Raw genomic sequence first — 13,864 nt, forward strand, 5'->3', positions numbered from 1 at the left:
AATGGCGATTCTGATCAGCATCCTGCTGTTGCTCGCCGCCGTCGCCTTGATCGCCGGCAACCTGCTGGAGCAACGGCGGCGCCAGCGCATGGTCAGCCAGCGCCTGCAAGGCCACCTGACCCGCGAAGACAAACTCGGCAGCCTGATGCGCCAACTGGGCGCCAGCCAGGTGGCCCAGCGCTCGGTCAGCCTGGACAACGAAACACAGACCCTGCTCAACCGTGTCGGCTGGCGCAAGGCCAACCAACGCTCGATGTTTGCCGCCTGCCAGGTCGGCGTACCGATCGTGCTGCTGGGCCTGACCCTACTGGGCCAGCAACTGCTGTTCCCCCATGCCGGCTCGCCGTGGATCGCGCCGGCGGTGGCCCTGGGGATTGGTTACCTGCTGCCCAAGCGCGTCCTGGCCCTCAGCGCCAAATATCGCCAGGAACGCATTGCTCGGGAAATCTCCACGTTCATTCCACTGCTGCGCATCCTGTTCGAATCCGGCATGGCGGTTGAGCAATCACTGCGAGTGTTGAGTACCGAAGCCCAGCGCCTGCTCCCTGACTTGACCCATGAACTGCGCCTGATCCTGGCGCGAGTCGACTCGGGCCTGGAGCTGTCCGAGGAGCTGGGCAAGACCGCACGCCTGCTGGCGGTGGACGAGTTCACCGACACCTGCATCATTCTTCAGCAACTGATTCAGCAGGGCGGCGGCGCGATGAAGTCGCTGCTGGCGCTCAAGCAATTGCTCGATGACCGCCGTCTGACTCGCCTGCAGGAATACATCTCGAAAATGTCGGCGAAGATGTCGGTGGTGATGATGGTGTTCCTGTTTCCAGCCTTGCTGATTGTGCTCGGGGGCCCGGCCATGATCGCCATCTCCCGCGCCCTGAATAACTTCTGAGGAGTCTGTTATGAAGCCACTGATTGTCGCCATAAGCGTGCTGATGCTGGGTGGCTGCGCCAGTAATGGCCAGGCTCCGTGGGCCGGCTTGCTGGCGCCCGGCAGTTGCCCCAAACCCAGCTCGGACCAGGAGCTGTCCTTGAACCTGGCCGACGACATGGCCAACGAAGGCAAGCTGCACGCCAGCCTGGCCAACCTGCAAAACCTGCCCGCTACCTTGCCTCAGGTGCGCCAGCGCCAGGCCCGCGCCTATCGCCTGCTGGGCCGCACCGAGGCCGAGCCGTTGTACCGCAGTTTGCTCGGCACCTGCCTGGCCGCCGATGGCGAGCACGGCCTGGGGCAACTGGCATCGGCCAAGGGCGACAATGGCCAGGCCATGGCCCATCTGCAACGTGCGGCACGCCTGGCGCCCACCGACGAAAAAATCCGCAATGACTTGGGCGTGGTGTACCTCGATCAACTGCGCCTTGAAGACGCACGCTTTGAATTCATGACCGCCATCGAACTCAAGCAGAGCGATCAATTGGCGGCGGTGAACCTGGTGACCTTGCTGATTTACCAGGACAACTGGGAGCAGGCCGCAAAAGTGGTCGGCCAACTCGGGCTGAGCCCCGAGCAAGTGACGCAGGCCCAGGCACGCGCACAACGCATCAAGGGGGCGACTGCGGCAACGGTACGTCCATCCAAAGACCAGGTAGCGGCCGTCAGCGACACGCTGCCGGCGTCTGTGAAATAGGGAGTCGATGATGAAAATCCATTACCTCGCCAGCCTCGCATTGCTGGCCCTGCCCTACGCAGCATCGGCCATCGAGGCCGGGCCCTCCTCCCCGCAACAGGCGGAAACAGAAAACTGGATGGCCCTGCAACTCAGCGGGCGCGCAGCCTCGGCCAACCCGCAAAAGACCACGCCGGCGGAACGCGAGCAGGCGCTGAAGCGCTGGCTGGACAGCAACAAGCATCCGATCCCGGAGTTCTTTGATCAGAAGGTGGGCGGGTCTGCGCAGAGCGGGAATAAATAGGGTGACTGTGGGAGGGGGCAAGCCCCCTCCCACATTGAATCTCTACCTGCTTTTGCTCTGCCGTTGACTGGGCTTTCAGTGCGCCGTCACCCGCTGGCCCATCGCCGAGTTGCTCGGTGACAACGCCAGCGCCAACTGTGTGCGATTGTGCATATGGGTCAGGCGCAGCACCTGGGACACATACAGCTTGACCGTGTTCTCGGTGATCCCCAGTTCACAGGCAATCTGGTAGTTGGTCTGCCCCTTGCCGACCAGGCGCGCCACGTCCAACTGGCGCGGAGACAACTGATTGAAGATCGCCGGGATTTCCACTGGCCCGGCTTCGTCAGCCATCGCCTCGCCGTCGCTGGCCTTGGGCGCCGGGTTGCGCCGCACCTTGTCCAGGTCCATATACAAGTCATTGATGGATTCGGACAGGTACTGCAACTTCTGGTTAAGCGTACCCAGTTGCAGGTCCTTTTGCCGCTCCTCCAATGCCGCTTCCTGGCGCTTGAGGCCTTCGAGCAGTTCATCCAGGTTGATCGGTTTCTGGTAGTAATCGGCGATCCCTGCACGCAGGGCCTTGATCACATCCTGCTTGTCGGCGCGCCCGGTGAGCATGATCGCTTCAAATGCACGATGCTTGCCGGCGACGCGTTGCAACGCCTGAACCAGTTCGATGCCATCCATGTCCGGCATATGCAGATCGCACAGCACCAGGCCGATCAGAGGGTCTTCGCTGAAACGCTCTATAGCTTGTTTGCTGGACTCGCACGGGACACAACGGTACCCGCTGCTTTCAAGAAATTCACAGAGCTCCTCTACGATTAACGGTTGGTCGTCGACTACGAGCACTTTTACTGCAGATGTAAGCTTGTTCACGCGCTACTCCATGCCTGGCAAGCCAAAAGGTGACCTATCCTTTCTGACGAAAAATCCCACAACCACTCATTAAACGTAGACGTACTTTCTGACTATGTACATACGACTAATCAACTCGAACGACTAGTGGATCCAAAGCCAGCAGGCGGCATAACCTGTCAGAACAAAGGGTGCAAAAGGCTGTTTTGTTGACACCTGCGCGTCCCGCTCTACATGGCTTGAGCTAAGCCCTTGATGCATAAGTGCCCAAGCCACCATGGCGATGCCCGCGCCAATCAGAGACCCCAGCAGATACTCGGTATTGGAGGCCAGGCCCAGGGCTGCCAACAACTTCACATCCCCGGCGCCGAAGCGGCCCAACGCATAACCCGGCAGGGTCAGGGCGAGCGCCAGCACCAGGGCCAGGCCGCCATCGCTGCGTGGAGCACCGAGCCACGTCGAGCCGGTCCACAGCAGGTAGATCAACGCCAGTAATCCGACGCCCAGGGTCAGCGTATTAGCAATTTGCCGCTCACGCATATCCTGTAAAGCGCACAGCCCCAACCACAGCAATATCACTACATTCTGGATCACGTAAAAAACATCCCTTTTTGCCGAATGATTCTATGCTGATATCAGGTACTCGCCTCAGGGTAGACGCAGTCATGAAATCAGGCCTCCCGAGAAAGCAAAAAGGTGCGGCGGCGATCGAGTTTGCCTTGGTCTTCGTAATCTTCTTTGCGGTGTTCTACGGCCTCCTCAGCTACAGCTTGCCGCTGCTGCTGATGCAGTCGTTCCACCAGGCGGCGGCAGAAGGCGTGCGCCGCAGTGTGTCACTGGACCCAGGCACCGCAGGCTATTCGGCTTTGGTTGTGCAGCGCGCCAAAGATGCAGCCCAGGCGCAGTTGAACTGGATCCCCGGCTCCTTGAATTTTTTGCCCGGCTACATCACCGCCACTTACACCAATAACTTGCTGACGGTGAAAATCACTTATCCATCAGCCAACATCAAAGCGGTATTGCCGGCCCTGGTATTGCCTGGCGTTGGCACCGTTCCGAACCTGCCCACCAACCTGACCGCTACCTCGAGCCTTCAATTTTGACGACGGGGGATAAATTGTTCGCACGCCTGCGCGGGCGCAGCAGCGCCTTGGCCCTGGATGCCCCGGCAACGCCTGCGCCGGGCCTGCAGTTGCAACTGGACAACCTGGGCCAAGTGCTAAGCATTGCCGGTAGCCTGCGGCCTCTGCTCGACCAACACCTGGTCAACACGCCCAACCCGCCGTTGCGCACATTGCTGTGCCCAAGCAGCGCGCTGAGTGTCGAAGGTGCACCGCCGCAATGGCAACGACAGGGTCTGGACCTGGACTTTCAGGGTGCCGCCGGCCTGGTTCTGCACACCCGCGGCTGGGTTGAGCCAGAGGGCGACGGCTGGGCCCTGCGTCTGCTGGATGTCACCGACCTGCTGGCCGACCGGGCACGGATGCAACAGCGCGAACAGAACCATCAACTCGCTAGCCTGATGAGCGAACAACTGCGCGTGTGCAGCTTCAACCGCCTGCCACAGGTGTTCAACGAGCACCTGCGCAGCGTGGCCCAGCGCTGGCGCATACCTTGCGTAGCGATGGCGCTGCTCGACGAAGACGATCAGGGTTGGCGCATCTACAGCCAATACGCCGCCCATGATGCCCCGGCCCTGTGGCAAACCGGGCAACATCTTGGCACCAGCCTCGACAGCCTGAACGGCAACATGCCTCTGAACCTGGACATTGCCCTGGGCCGCAGCGAGAACCCGCGCCTGCACAGCATCTTCGGTAATGCCGGCGGATTGCTGGTGCCCTACCGCGACAGCCACGGCGTGGCGGCCTGGTTGTTGTGTGGCTGCTACGACGGCCAGGTGGATCACACCCGCGAACGTGACTGGCTCACCCTGTGCGCCGCCCTCGCCGCGCCACTGCTGAGCCGCCTGCGTGAACAGCGCCACCACCAACAACTGGAACGGGTGGAAGCCTTGCAGGGCCTGCTCGGCACCGGCTGGTGGGAACTGTTGCCCGCCACCCAAGAGATCCAGCTGGCGCCACAACTGCTGCGCAACCTGAGCCAGGAGGACGGCCCCACCCGCCAGGCCCTCGACACCTGGCTCGGATTGATCCACCCCGCCGACCGCCAAGCCCTCAATAGCCGCCTGCAAGATCTGCAAGCCCTGGGCAAGCCGTTGCTGACCAGCGTACGCCTGCAACGCACACAGGCCGAGCAGGCGCCGCTCTGGTATCGCATACAGGGGCAAGTGCTGGGCGTGGGCAGTGAGCGGCGCTGGATCGGCTTCATGCTCGACATCAGCGACATCAAGAACCAGCAACTGCAAGCCGCCTCCGCCCATGCGCGCCTGGACAACCTGATTGCCAGCTCACCGGCGGTGATCTATGTACAGCGCTACGTCAACGGCGCGCTGCACCCGGCGTTTTTCAGCGCCAGCCTGTTACCGCTGCTGGGCTGGACCTTGGCCGAGTGCAACCACGACACCCTGGCAACGCTGATCCACCCCGACGACCGCGAACTCTACTTTGAACGCACCCGCCAACTGCTGCGCGAAGGCACCGTGCGCAGCCGCTACCGGTTGCGCGATAAACAAGGCCATTACCACTGGCTGCTCGACGAAGCCAAGCTGTTGCGCGATGACCTCGGCCTGCCGGTGGAAGCCGTGGGCCTGTGGCTGGACGTGACCGAAGCGACCCTGGCGGCTGAGCAAGTGCGCCAGAGTGAGGAGCGCTACCGCATCCTGGTGGAAGACTCACCGGCAATGATCTGCCGCTACCGGCCCGACCTGATCCTGACCTTCGGCAACACGCCGCTGGCCAACTACCTGGAATGCCAGCCCGCCCAATTGCCGGGCATTGACCTAGGCCAATGGCTGTCGGATGAACAGCGCGCGTCCTTTGTGCAACGCATCGCGCGATTGACCCCCGAATTCCCGGTCAGCACCGCCGAGATCAGCCTGCAACTGCCCGGACGCGAACATGCCTGGTGGGTGTGGTCCGACCGTGGCGTGTTTGATCAGCAAGGCACCCTGGTGGAAGTGCAAGCCGTGGGCCGCGACAACACTGAAGTGCGCCGCTCACAACAACAACTGACCCAAAGCGCCAAAATGGCCACCCTCGGCGAAATGGCTACCGGCCTGGCCCATGAGATCAACCAGCCGCTGAACGTAATGCATATGGCCGTCGTCAACGTGCTCAAGCGCCTGGGCAATGGCGATGTGCAAATCGACTATCTCACCGAAAAACTCCAGCGCATCGACGCCCAGGTGCAACGCGCAGCCCGGGTGGTCGACCACATGCGCGTGTTCGGCCGTCGCTCGGAAATCGAGCAGCAACCGTTCGACCCGGCGCAAGCGCTGGAAGGCACCCTGGCGTTGCTCAGCGAAGGCTTGCGTGGCAAAGGTGTGGAAGTGCGCATCACACCTGCGGACTTTGCGGTGCAGGTCAAAGGCTACGTCGATCAGTTGGAACAGGTGCTGATCAACCTGATGGTCAACGCCCGCGACGCGCTGCTCAGCCAGCGCGAAAAGAATCCCGCACTGCGCCCCTGGATTGCCCTGTACAGCGAGCATGACCGCCACCATGTACGCATCTGGGTCGAAGACAACGCAGGCGGCATTGACCCGCGCTTGCTGGAACGGATTTTCGAGCCGTTCTTTACCACCAAGCCAATCGGCGTAGGCACCGGGCTGGGGCTCTCGGTGAGCTATGGGATTGTAGAAAACATGGGCGGGCGCCTGAGCGTCAGCAATGGCGAGGCGGGAGCGAAATTCTGCGTAGAACTGCCCATCGTCCAGGATCAGATCACCAGGTAAGCCCGGCCCATATGGCAGGTGAGGTTGGCGCCAACTTCGGCGTTGCCCAAGTTGATGCCCAAGGCACTGAGCAACGTGTTGACGATGGGATCAAGGATCGGCGACAGCACGTTCTGGATCAGCCCCACCACCGCCGTGGTGATTGTCGCCAGCAGCCCGGCGACGCCAGCCAGCGCACCGTTGGATACGCTGCCGCTGGGCGGTGCGTAAGTCACCTGCAAGCCATTTAAAGTCGCCGCCAGGCTACCGACGATATTGGCTGTGCCCGGCGCGAACTTATAGGTCGGCGGCGCATTCATCTCGGCAACCGGCGAAAACACCATCGTGCTGGTTTGCGCGGCAATGGTGGAGTTGGCCTTCAACAGCAAACCGCCCCCCACATTGGGTGTACGGGTGGGGCTGCACAACAGCGTCAGGACAACACAGTAGCGCTCGCCAAAATCGATCAGCCTGACAGGCTGCACATTGACAGGTGCGGATGAAGAAAAAGCCGCTACCGGATCCACCGTACCAACCGCCAGGGTAGCCAGGGACGTAGTGGTTTTCACCGTCAAGGATTTGGAGGCCGGCGAGTCGCAATTGAAGTCCGTGACATGGGTTTGCGCGCTGCCGGCTTCAATGTAAATGGCCAGCGACGTCGTAACATCAACATCAGCCACATTGCAGGCCACCAGGCATAGCACCCCTCCCACCACTGCCGGCAGGTTGAGGTTCAACAAGCCCTTGACCACTTGAGACACCGGCGTACCCAGCCCCGTCAATATGGAAGCCACGCCGGACACGGCCTTGATAATCGGCGCCTGTACGGTCACCAATGTGCGCACTTGCGCAGTACGCACAAAAATCTGATCGGTCGGAGGGACATTCAATAAGCCCTTCTTCGCCAATGCCGGATTGCCAATGGCCGACAACTGCGGCGGCTCAATGACTTTGGTCTGGATCGAAACGTTGCCCACCAGCGGAATAGCGATTTGCGCCGCCGCACTCACGGCATTCTTGCTGCTGGACAACTGCGCCACCGCTTCGAGCAACTGAAACAGTTGCACATTGGTATTGAGCGCCGCCGTCGGCGTGCCAGTGGCGATGTCGATCAGGTCCCCCACCGTCAACAGCTTGGAATTAGGCGCAATCGCTTCAATAGAAATCACGTCATTGATCACCGACGTGACTGCCGCACCGTTTTTCTGCAAGACCTGGACGGCGGCATCGATCAACTGGGTAGCGGAGACGGCGGTGTTAAGTAATGCATCGTAGTCTCCAGCCTTTACCTGCAAGTCGATCGCTAACTGGTCCAGATAACTGAGCAGGTTGACGTTGGTCTGCAACAAGCCGTTCCAACCGGCTGCCGTGAGCGACAGGTTGCCCCCCAGCAGGTTGCCGATGACCAGGTTCAGTATTGGCGACTTGCTCGAATCGACACTGGCCAGGCTGCTGCGGATCGACAACTGCGCTACCGGAGGAGGCGTCGCCGCGACAGCGGTGGCGCTCAGGTTGATTTGCGCGGTGATCGGCGCGCCACTAAAGAGGTTCCACAGACCGTTGGCGATGCTGCTCATCACCGTGCGCGAAGCCACCACGCGGATCGCGTCGCTCTTGGTGGCATCGGCGGTAAACACCCGAGTGTTCAGGGCGTTGGTGGCCAGGGTCCCGCACGTTACGGCCAAGGTGCGGCCATTGCCGACCACAAAACCATTGCGCGCAGCGTTTTGCGTGGCGTAGGCGTTGGCCGTGGTGTTGGCGCCGCACTGACCACCGAGGCCGGCCGCTTCCAGCGCCGAAGTATCGGCGACGGACTGCAGCTTGCGCTTTTCCAGATACAGACGCCCGCTGTCGACCGCCAGCAACGTAAACACCAGGGCCAAGGCCAAGGTGCCTGCCGCCATCAAGCCTATTGCCCCACGCTGCCTGGAACCGAATCGGGGAGACATCGAAGCACTCCTGCGCTAACTCACCGGGGTTGCACTGGAGTGTAGACAAGGGACAGGCAGGTTGCTGGCAACTCGCCACATTGACGACTGATAAAAGTTTCCCTCCCACATTAGTTATCCGATGTTGATTAGTGCGGAGGATAGTTGGAAAGGATTTTGGTCACCGTACTGCGGATGGCCTTGCTGCGATCTTCCGGATTAGGCGTGCTGGCCATCATTTGCTCGTCGCTGCCGCGCCACACCAGTTTGCCGTCCTTGCCGTCGAGCAGGTCGATCTGGATGGTCGCCACTTTATAGGTGATGTTGCGCGTTTCGTTGTACATCGGCGCGCCCCAGTAGCCATTCCATGGGCCGCCCCAGGCGCCGCCGTAGTTGGTGGTGACTTGTTGCTGGCGGTCTTCGACGATCAGGTACGCCTGTACATTCAGGTCGGCCTTGGTACCTGCCGCTGCCGGGCGCAGGCCGCGTTGGTCGAGTTGCTCGCCCACGGCCTGGCGGATGCGCTGCTCGGTAAGGTCGCTCTTGATCCGCGGGTCATCGGGGCGGTACTGCAACGCCGGGTCTTTCCAGGCCCAATTGCGGTAGGCGCCAAAGTCGCGGCTGGCGTCGAAATCGTGGTTGACCTGGTTGCTCTGGCAACCGCCCAGCAACACAACAACAGCAAGTGCAGCGATGCGACCCAACATGATGTTCTCCAGAAAACGACATGAACCTGAAATGAGAATAGCTGCTAACTGGGCGGATAGGCAGCCATTGCCTTCTGCATCGCCTTGCGCAAGCTATCGGCGCGCTCACTCAGGCTGCCCTGGCTGGTGGTTTCTGCGCTGGTGCTCCACACCGGTTGGCGGGTGCGGGCGTCGAACAGGCTGATGCGCGCCACCGCCACCGTCACTTCATAGGTGCGTACCACAGGCACTGTGTTGTACATGCCATAACCGTTGCCATAGCGGTTGTAGCCACTGTAGCCATACCCGTAATCGTCCTGGACCTGGCGCAGGCGCTTCTCCAGGCGCACATCGGCACTCACCAGCAGGTCGGGCACACGGTTGTCATGCAAGGGGCGCAGGCCGCGCTGGTCGAGGGCGCCGCTGACCGCCTCGGCAATCTGTGCCGAATCGGCCCAGGCCGTACCCGCCGGCAGTTGGCCGTTGAGCCAGCCCCAACTGCGATAGGCGCCATAGTCGCGTACTGGTGCCGGATAGGCGCTGGCATCAAAGGTCGTGGCCGCCTGCGCCGGAGCCGGCGGCATCGGCGCTGAAGCGGCGACGTAAGGGTTGGGGCTGGAGCACGCCCCCAGCCCCAGGGATAACAGGATTAAACCGAGACGACGCATTTCGACCTCCGCAGACTGGGCCGCTTAAACCGGACGGCAGATCCAGTGCAAATAACGCCCAAGCCCGGCAAAGCTTGGGTGACGACGATGAGCGAGCTCCATCTCCAACAAGTCCTGCAAATCGGCGCGGGCCTGGAATTCCATCGGCATGTAGTCGTGAAACACCCGCACCCCACTCTGGCTTTCGACCTGCCACAACCCTTCGAGTTGCGCCGCCAATTCCCGAGGGTCGAGCGGTTGCTGCGGCGTGAGGCTCTGCTTTTCACCGGCCATGTCGTTCTTGCGCATTTTGCGAAAGTGGCCTTTGAGCAGGTTGCGGTAAATCAACGCATCGCGGTTGTAGAAAGCCAGGGACAACCAGCCGCCGGGCAGCGTCAACTGATGCAGCACCGGCAGGATGGCATGGGGTTCGGCCAACCATTCCAACACCGCGTGGCACAGCACCAGATCGTAAGGCTCGGTGAGTTGGCCGAGCAAGTCTTGCCATGGCGCATGAATAAACGTCGCACTTTGGCCGGCGTCGGCAAAACGTTGGCGCGCACCGTCGAGCATCGGCTCAGCGGGTTCAGCCAAGGTCACCTGGTGGCCGCGCTCGGCCAGCCACAGCGACATATGCCCCAGGCCCGCGCCGATATCCAGCACGCGCAACGGACGATCAGGCAACGCTTCAAGCAAGTCAGCCTGAAGCACCGCCAGGCGAATCGCGCCCTTGGCGCCGCCATAGATTTTCTCGGCAAAACGCGTGGCCAACTGGTCGAAATGACGATCACTCATGGGCAAACCGCCGCTCGCTGTCGGCCAACTTGGCACGCACCACTTCATTCATGTCCAGGCCCAGCTCACTGCACAGCAACAGCAGGTACAGCACGATGTCACCGACTTCCTGGCCCGCATGGGCGAGTTTATCGGCGGGAAGCTGGCGGGATTGGTCTTCAGTAAGCCATTGGAAGATTTCCACCAGTTCGGCCATTTCCACACTGGCGGCCATGGCCAGGTTTTTCGGGCTGTGGAACTGCTTCCAGTCGTTGGTATCGCGGATGCGGTGCAGGCGTTCGGTGAGGTGTTCGAGGTTCATTGGGGGGCTCCTGAATGGGTATAGCTTCAGGGGGATGGGGATTGAAGGCAAGTGAATAGCGGGGGGGTTCTCAAGGGCGCTATCGGGAGCAAGCCCCCTCCCATACTCTGATTTGTGAACACATTTCAAAATGTGGGAGGGGGCTTGCCCCCGATGAGGCCCTAATCAACCACGCTAAACTCAAGCCTCGCAGTTTGCCCGGCCTCATCCAACACGCTGAGCTGATAGCGCCCCAGCCGCTCAAAACTGGCATTGATGCTGTCCTGATTGGCGCTGTCCCCCAACGGTGCGCCGTTGAGAAACCACCAGCGCCGACCGCTGCCGCCCAACGCGGAGATTTTCAGGCGCAAGGCTTGTTGGCTGGCCGCGGGCAGGCGCAACTGGTCGCCCTCGCGCACGCCCACAATGGACAATGGCGAAGCCGCAGCCAGCGCCGGTGGCGGGCAATCCGGGTCAGGCGCAGGAATGCGCGCTTCACGGCGCTCAACCCTTGGCAACCAGGGCTCCAGCGGCGCGGGCCACAGGGCAATATGCCTCGGCACCGCGCCAGGGCAATGGGCATCAACCCGCAAGCCCTTGGCATTGACCCAGATGCTCTCCATCAGCCCCACGCTCAAGGGTTGATCCAATGCCTGCAAGGTAGGCGGCGTAGTGTTGTCCAGGGTCCAGGCAAACCGCTGGCGCCGGCAATTGGGGTCACTGCGGGCCATGGGCTGGCCCAGCGGCCAACAGATTGCCGCCACGCCGATATTCGCCGGCACCGGTTTGACCGGAGCACTGATGCCGCGTTGGCTGTCGCGGTTGGTCAGCACGTCATGCACCTGCAGCATCAACGGCGCCGCCGACGCCAGGCCGAACTGGCCCGGCACGGGTGTGCCATCGGGCCTGCCAATCCAGACGCCGATCAAATAACGCGGGCCCACGCCAATCGCCCAGGCATCGCGAAAGCCATAGCTGGTGCCGGTTTTCCACGCCAGCACCGGGCGTTGCACCAGCTCGGCACGCGGGTCGCGGTCGGGCCGTGCCTGGCCGCTGAGGATGCGCCGCACAATCCACGCAGCCCCCGGCGACAGCAAAGGCCGCTCCCTGAGCGCGTCCTCCGGCTGTAGTCGCAACGTCGCGCTTTTGCCATCACGGGCCAAGGCGCTGTAGCCGCTCACCAGGTCCTCCAGGCGACTGCCCGCGCCGCCGAGGATCAGCGCCAGGTTCGGCTCGGCCAGCGCCGGCAGCGCCAACGGCATGCCGCCGATGCGCATCTGTGCGGCAAAGCGCTTGGGCCCGTAGGCTTCCAACAGTTGCACCGCCGGCAGGTTCAACGAGCTGGACAGCGCCGTGCTCGCCGGCACCGCCCCGGTAAAGCCCATGGAAAAGTTGCCCGGCCGATAATCGCCGTAACGCCGGGGCACGTCCTGCAACAGGGACTCGGAGTGAATCAGGCCGTCGTCCAACGCCATGCCATACAGGAAAGGCTTCAGGGTCGAACCGGGCGAGCGCAGCGCACTGATCATGTCCACGTGGCCAAAACGCTTGGTGTCGTTGATATCCACCGAGCCCAGGTAGGCGCGCACTGCCATGCTTTCCTCTTCCACCACCAGAATCGCTGCCGAGGTGTGTTCCGGCAGGCGTGCACGCCAACCCAACAGGAGGTCTTCGAGGCGGCGTTGCAGGGTGGCGTCCAGGGTGGTGCGAATCAGCGGCGGGCTGTCGGGGCGGTTCAGACGCCGCGCCAGCAACGGCGCCAGGCTCGGTTCCAGGCGCGGGGCGAGCAGCAGCGGTTCTTCCCGGGCTTCATCAACCGCAGGCTGCGGCCACACCTGGAATTCAGCGAGGCGGCGCAGCACTTTGTCGCGGGCCTCCTGGGCACGTTGCGGATGACGGTCCGGACGCAAGCGACTGGGCGCCTGGGGCAATACCGCGAGCAAGGCGGCTTCGGCGTGGGTCAGTTGTGAGGGCGACTTGCCCAGATACGCCCAACTCGCCGCTGCCACGCCCTGCAGCGTGCCGCCGAAGGGCGCACGATTGAGGTAAAGGTTGAGGATTTCGTCCTTGGACAGGTGCCACTCTAACTGCGCGGTACGCCACAGTTGACGCAACTTGCCATGCAGGGTGCGTGAATGCGGGTCGAGCAAACGCGCCACCTGCATCGACAAGGTACTGCCGCCGGACACCACCCGTGCACCGGTCAGGTTTTGCCAGGTCGCGCGTACCAGCGCTAGCGGGTTTACCCCGGGGTGTTGGTAAAACCAGCGGTCTTCGTAAGTGAGCAGCGCGTCGAGATAATACGGCGACACCTCGCGCGTCTGCACCGGGTAGCGCCATACGCCGTTGGCATCGGCAAATCGCCACAGCGGCGTGCCATCTTCGGCCAGCACCACACGGGCCAGGTCGTCCTGGGGCAGGGGCAATGGCCAGATACGATCGGCCAGCCATAGCACGGCGATTACCAACAGCAGGCTCGCCAGGGTCCAGCGGGCAACAAAACGCAAATTCAAGCGGCTAAACCTCTATGCTTGTAGGGAACTAGCCACGCCCCATCGCGACAAAAGGCTCAGTGCTGGCAATTTCGTCCACTTATTCATCGAGACACACCTATGCAAGCAGACTTTTTTGGATGGCTGGGTAACACACTCGGCTTGATCATCCACTACATCATCGAGTTCTTCAGTGGGCTGTTCAATATGCTATCCAACGCCGGCGGCAACTTTGTCGATGGGATGTCTCGAGCGCTAGGCATGGACACCTCGATCATCAGCATCATCACCCTGATCGTCGGGTTGCTCTTCTTGTACTCGGCGGTACGCGCCTTTATGCGGGCCTCGATCATCGTGGGCATCATCTGGCTGCTGCTGGGCCTGTGGTTGCTGAGCTGGGTTGTGCACTGATTTATCTGACAGCCCCAATCCCTTGTAGGAGGGGGCTTGCTCCCG

General features: G+C 61.9%; 14 protein-coding genes. 6 read left to right on the forward strand and 8 right to left on the reverse strand.

The window, feature by feature from the left end; genetic code table 11:
* Position 1: 1 nt before the first annotated feature.
* The 3 genes from J1G33_RS21480 to J1G33_RS21490 are packed head-to-tail and all read left to right on the forward strand — an operon-like array spanning position 2 to position 1,908.
* Positions 2-889, forward strand: a complete 888-nt coding sequence (locus tag J1G33_RS21480; protein WP_005784440.1) for a type II secretion system F family protein — start codon at positions 2-4, stop codon at positions 887-889.
* Positions 890-899: 10 nt separating this feature from the next.
* Complete coding sequence (locus J1G33_RS21485) at positions 900-1,625, forward strand: tetratricopeptide repeat protein (RefSeq protein ID WP_223018706.1); 726 nt, start codon at positions 900-902, stop codon at positions 1,623-1,625.
* A gap of 10 nt (positions 1,626-1,635) precedes the next feature.
* On the forward strand, positions 1,636-1,908 hold the full coding sequence (locus tag J1G33_RS21490) for a DUF3613 domain-containing protein (protein ID WP_223018707.1): 273 nt from the start codon (positions 1,636-1,638) through the stop codon (positions 1,906-1,908).
* Between the two features lie 75 nt (positions 1,909-1,983).
* Here J1G33_RS21490 and J1G33_RS21495 read toward each other — a convergent pair whose 3' ends face one another.
* The gene (locus J1G33_RS21495; protein ID WP_032878093.1) at positions 1,984-2,769 is read right to left on the reverse strand and encodes a response regulator transcription factor; all 786 of its coding nucleotides are present in this window, start codon (positions 2,767-2,769) and stop codon (positions 1,984-1,986) included.
* Between the two features lie 123 nt (positions 2,770-2,892).
* On the reverse strand, positions 2,893-3,342 hold the full coding sequence (locus J1G33_RS21500; protein ID WP_032878094.1) for a prepilin peptidase: 450 nt from the start codon (positions 3,340-3,342) through the stop codon (positions 2,893-2,895).
* A gap of 71 nt (positions 3,343-3,413) precedes the next feature.
* Between J1G33_RS21500 and J1G33_RS21505 the strand changes: the two genes are divergently transcribed.
* Complete coding sequence (locus J1G33_RS21505) at positions 3,414-3,851, forward strand: TadE family protein (RefSeq protein WP_032878095.1); 438 nt, start codon at positions 3,414-3,416, stop codon at positions 3,849-3,851.
* Positions 3,848-6,601 carry a PAS domain-containing sensor histidine kinase gene (locus tag J1G33_RS21510; protein ID WP_148854576.1) on the forward strand — a complete coding sequence of 918 codons (2,754 nt, stop codon included), beginning with the start codon at positions 3,848-3,850 and terminating at the stop codon, positions 6,599-6,601. Before J1G33_RS21505 ends, J1G33_RS21510 begins: the two co-directional genes overlap by 4 nt.
* Here the strand turns inward: J1G33_RS21510 and J1G33_RS21515 are convergent.
* From J1G33_RS21515 to pbpC, 6 genes are all read right to left on the reverse strand, one after another.
* The gene (locus tag J1G33_RS21515) at positions 6,586-8,529 is read right to left on the reverse strand and encodes a pilus assembly protein TadG-related protein (RefSeq protein WP_223018708.1); all 1,944 of its coding nucleotides are present in this window, start codon (positions 8,527-8,529) and stop codon (positions 6,586-6,588) included. The genes J1G33_RS21510 and J1G33_RS21515 overlap by 16 nt on opposite strands.
* 128 nt (positions 8,530-8,657) lie before the next feature.
* The gene (locus J1G33_RS21520) at positions 8,658-9,215 is read right to left on the reverse strand and encodes a DUF4136 domain-containing protein (RefSeq protein ID WP_032878099.1); all 558 of its coding nucleotides are present in this window, start codon (positions 9,213-9,215) and stop codon (positions 8,658-8,660) included.
* A 44-nt stretch (positions 9,216-9,259) separates the two neighbouring features.
* The gene (locus J1G33_RS21525) at positions 9,260-9,862 is read right to left on the reverse strand and encodes a DUF4136 domain-containing protein (RefSeq protein WP_032878100.1); all 603 of its coding nucleotides are present in this window, start codon (positions 9,860-9,862) and stop codon (positions 9,260-9,262) included.
* A 24-nt stretch (positions 9,863-9,886) separates the two neighbouring features.
* Positions 9,887-10,636, reverse strand: coding sequence for a methyltransferase domain-containing protein (locus J1G33_RS21530; protein ID WP_078820191.1), 750 nt, complete (start codon positions 10,634-10,636; stop codon positions 9,887-9,889).
* Positions 10,629-10,937 carry a MazG-like family protein gene (locus J1G33_RS21535; RefSeq protein WP_003188211.1) on the reverse strand — a complete coding sequence of 103 codons (309 nt, stop codon included), beginning with the start codon at positions 10,935-10,937 and terminating at the stop codon, positions 10,629-10,631. Before J1G33_RS21535 ends, J1G33_RS21530 begins: the two co-directional genes overlap by 8 nt.
* A 161-nt stretch (positions 10,938-11,098) precedes the next feature.
* Complete coding sequence (gene pbpC / locus J1G33_RS21540; protein ID WP_223018709.1) at positions 11,099-13,429, reverse strand: peptidoglycan glycosyltransferase PbpC; 2,331 nt, start codon at positions 13,427-13,429, stop codon at positions 11,099-11,101.
* 99 nt (positions 13,430-13,528) lie between these two features.
* Here pbpC and J1G33_RS21545 point away from each other — a divergent pair, with 99 nt between their 5' ends.
* The gene (locus tag J1G33_RS21545; RefSeq protein ID WP_032878103.1) at positions 13,529-13,819 is read left to right on the forward strand and encodes a hypothetical protein; all 291 of its coding nucleotides are present in this window, start codon (positions 13,529-13,531) and stop codon (positions 13,817-13,819) included.
* The last annotated feature ends 45 nt before the right edge of the window (positions 13,820-13,864 follow it).

Origin of the sequence: Pseudomonas sp. P867 (assembly GCF_019891455.1) — a bacterium.
GTDB classification, from domain to species: domain Bacteria; phylum Pseudomonadota; class Gammaproteobacteria; order Pseudomonadales; family Pseudomonadaceae; genus Aquipseudomonas; species Aquipseudomonas synxantha_A.

What these genes read in the sequence shown, in the direction of transcription:
- J1G33_RS21480 (WP_005784440.1), top strand. Translation starts at nt 2, where the DNA reads ATGGCGATTCTGATCAGCATCCTGCTGTTGCTCGCCGCCGTCGCCTTG.
- J1G33_RS21485 (WP_223018706.1), top strand. Translation starts at nt 900, where the DNA reads ATGAAGCCACTGATTGTCGCCATAAGCGTGCTGATGCTGGGTGGCTGC.
- J1G33_RS21490 (WP_223018707.1), top strand. Translation starts at nt 1,636, where the DNA reads ATGAAAATCCATTACCTCGCCAGCCTCGCATTGCTGGCCCTGCCCTAC.
- J1G33_RS21505 (WP_032878095.1), top strand. Translation starts at nt 3,414, where the DNA reads ATGAAATCAGGCCTCCCGAGAAAGCAAAAAGGTGCGGCGGCGATCGAG.
- J1G33_RS21515 (WP_223018708.1), bottom strand. Translation starts at nt 8,529, where the DNA reads ATGTCTCCCCGATTCGGTTCCAGGCAGCGTGGGGCAATAGGCTTGATG.
- J1G33_RS21520 (WP_032878099.1), bottom strand. Translation starts at nt 9,215, where the DNA reads ATGTTGGGTCGCATCGCTGCACTTGCTGTTGTTGTGTTGCTGGGCGGT.
- J1G33_RS21525 (WP_032878100.1), bottom strand. Translation starts at nt 9,862, where the DNA reads ATGCGTCGTCTCGGTTTAATCCTGTTATCCCTGGGGCTGGGGGCGTGC.
- J1G33_RS21530 (WP_078820191.1), bottom strand. Translation starts at nt 10,636, where the DNA reads ATGAGTGATCGTCATTTCGACCAGTTGGCCACGCGTTTTGCCGAGAAA.
- J1G33_RS21535 (WP_003188211.1), bottom strand. Translation starts at nt 10,937, where the DNA reads ATGAACCTCGAACACCTCACCGAACGCCTGCACCGCATCCGCGATACC.
- J1G33_RS21545 (WP_032878103.1), top strand. Translation starts at nt 13,529, where the DNA reads ATGCAAGCAGACTTTTTTGGATGGCTGGGTAACACACTCGGCTTGATC.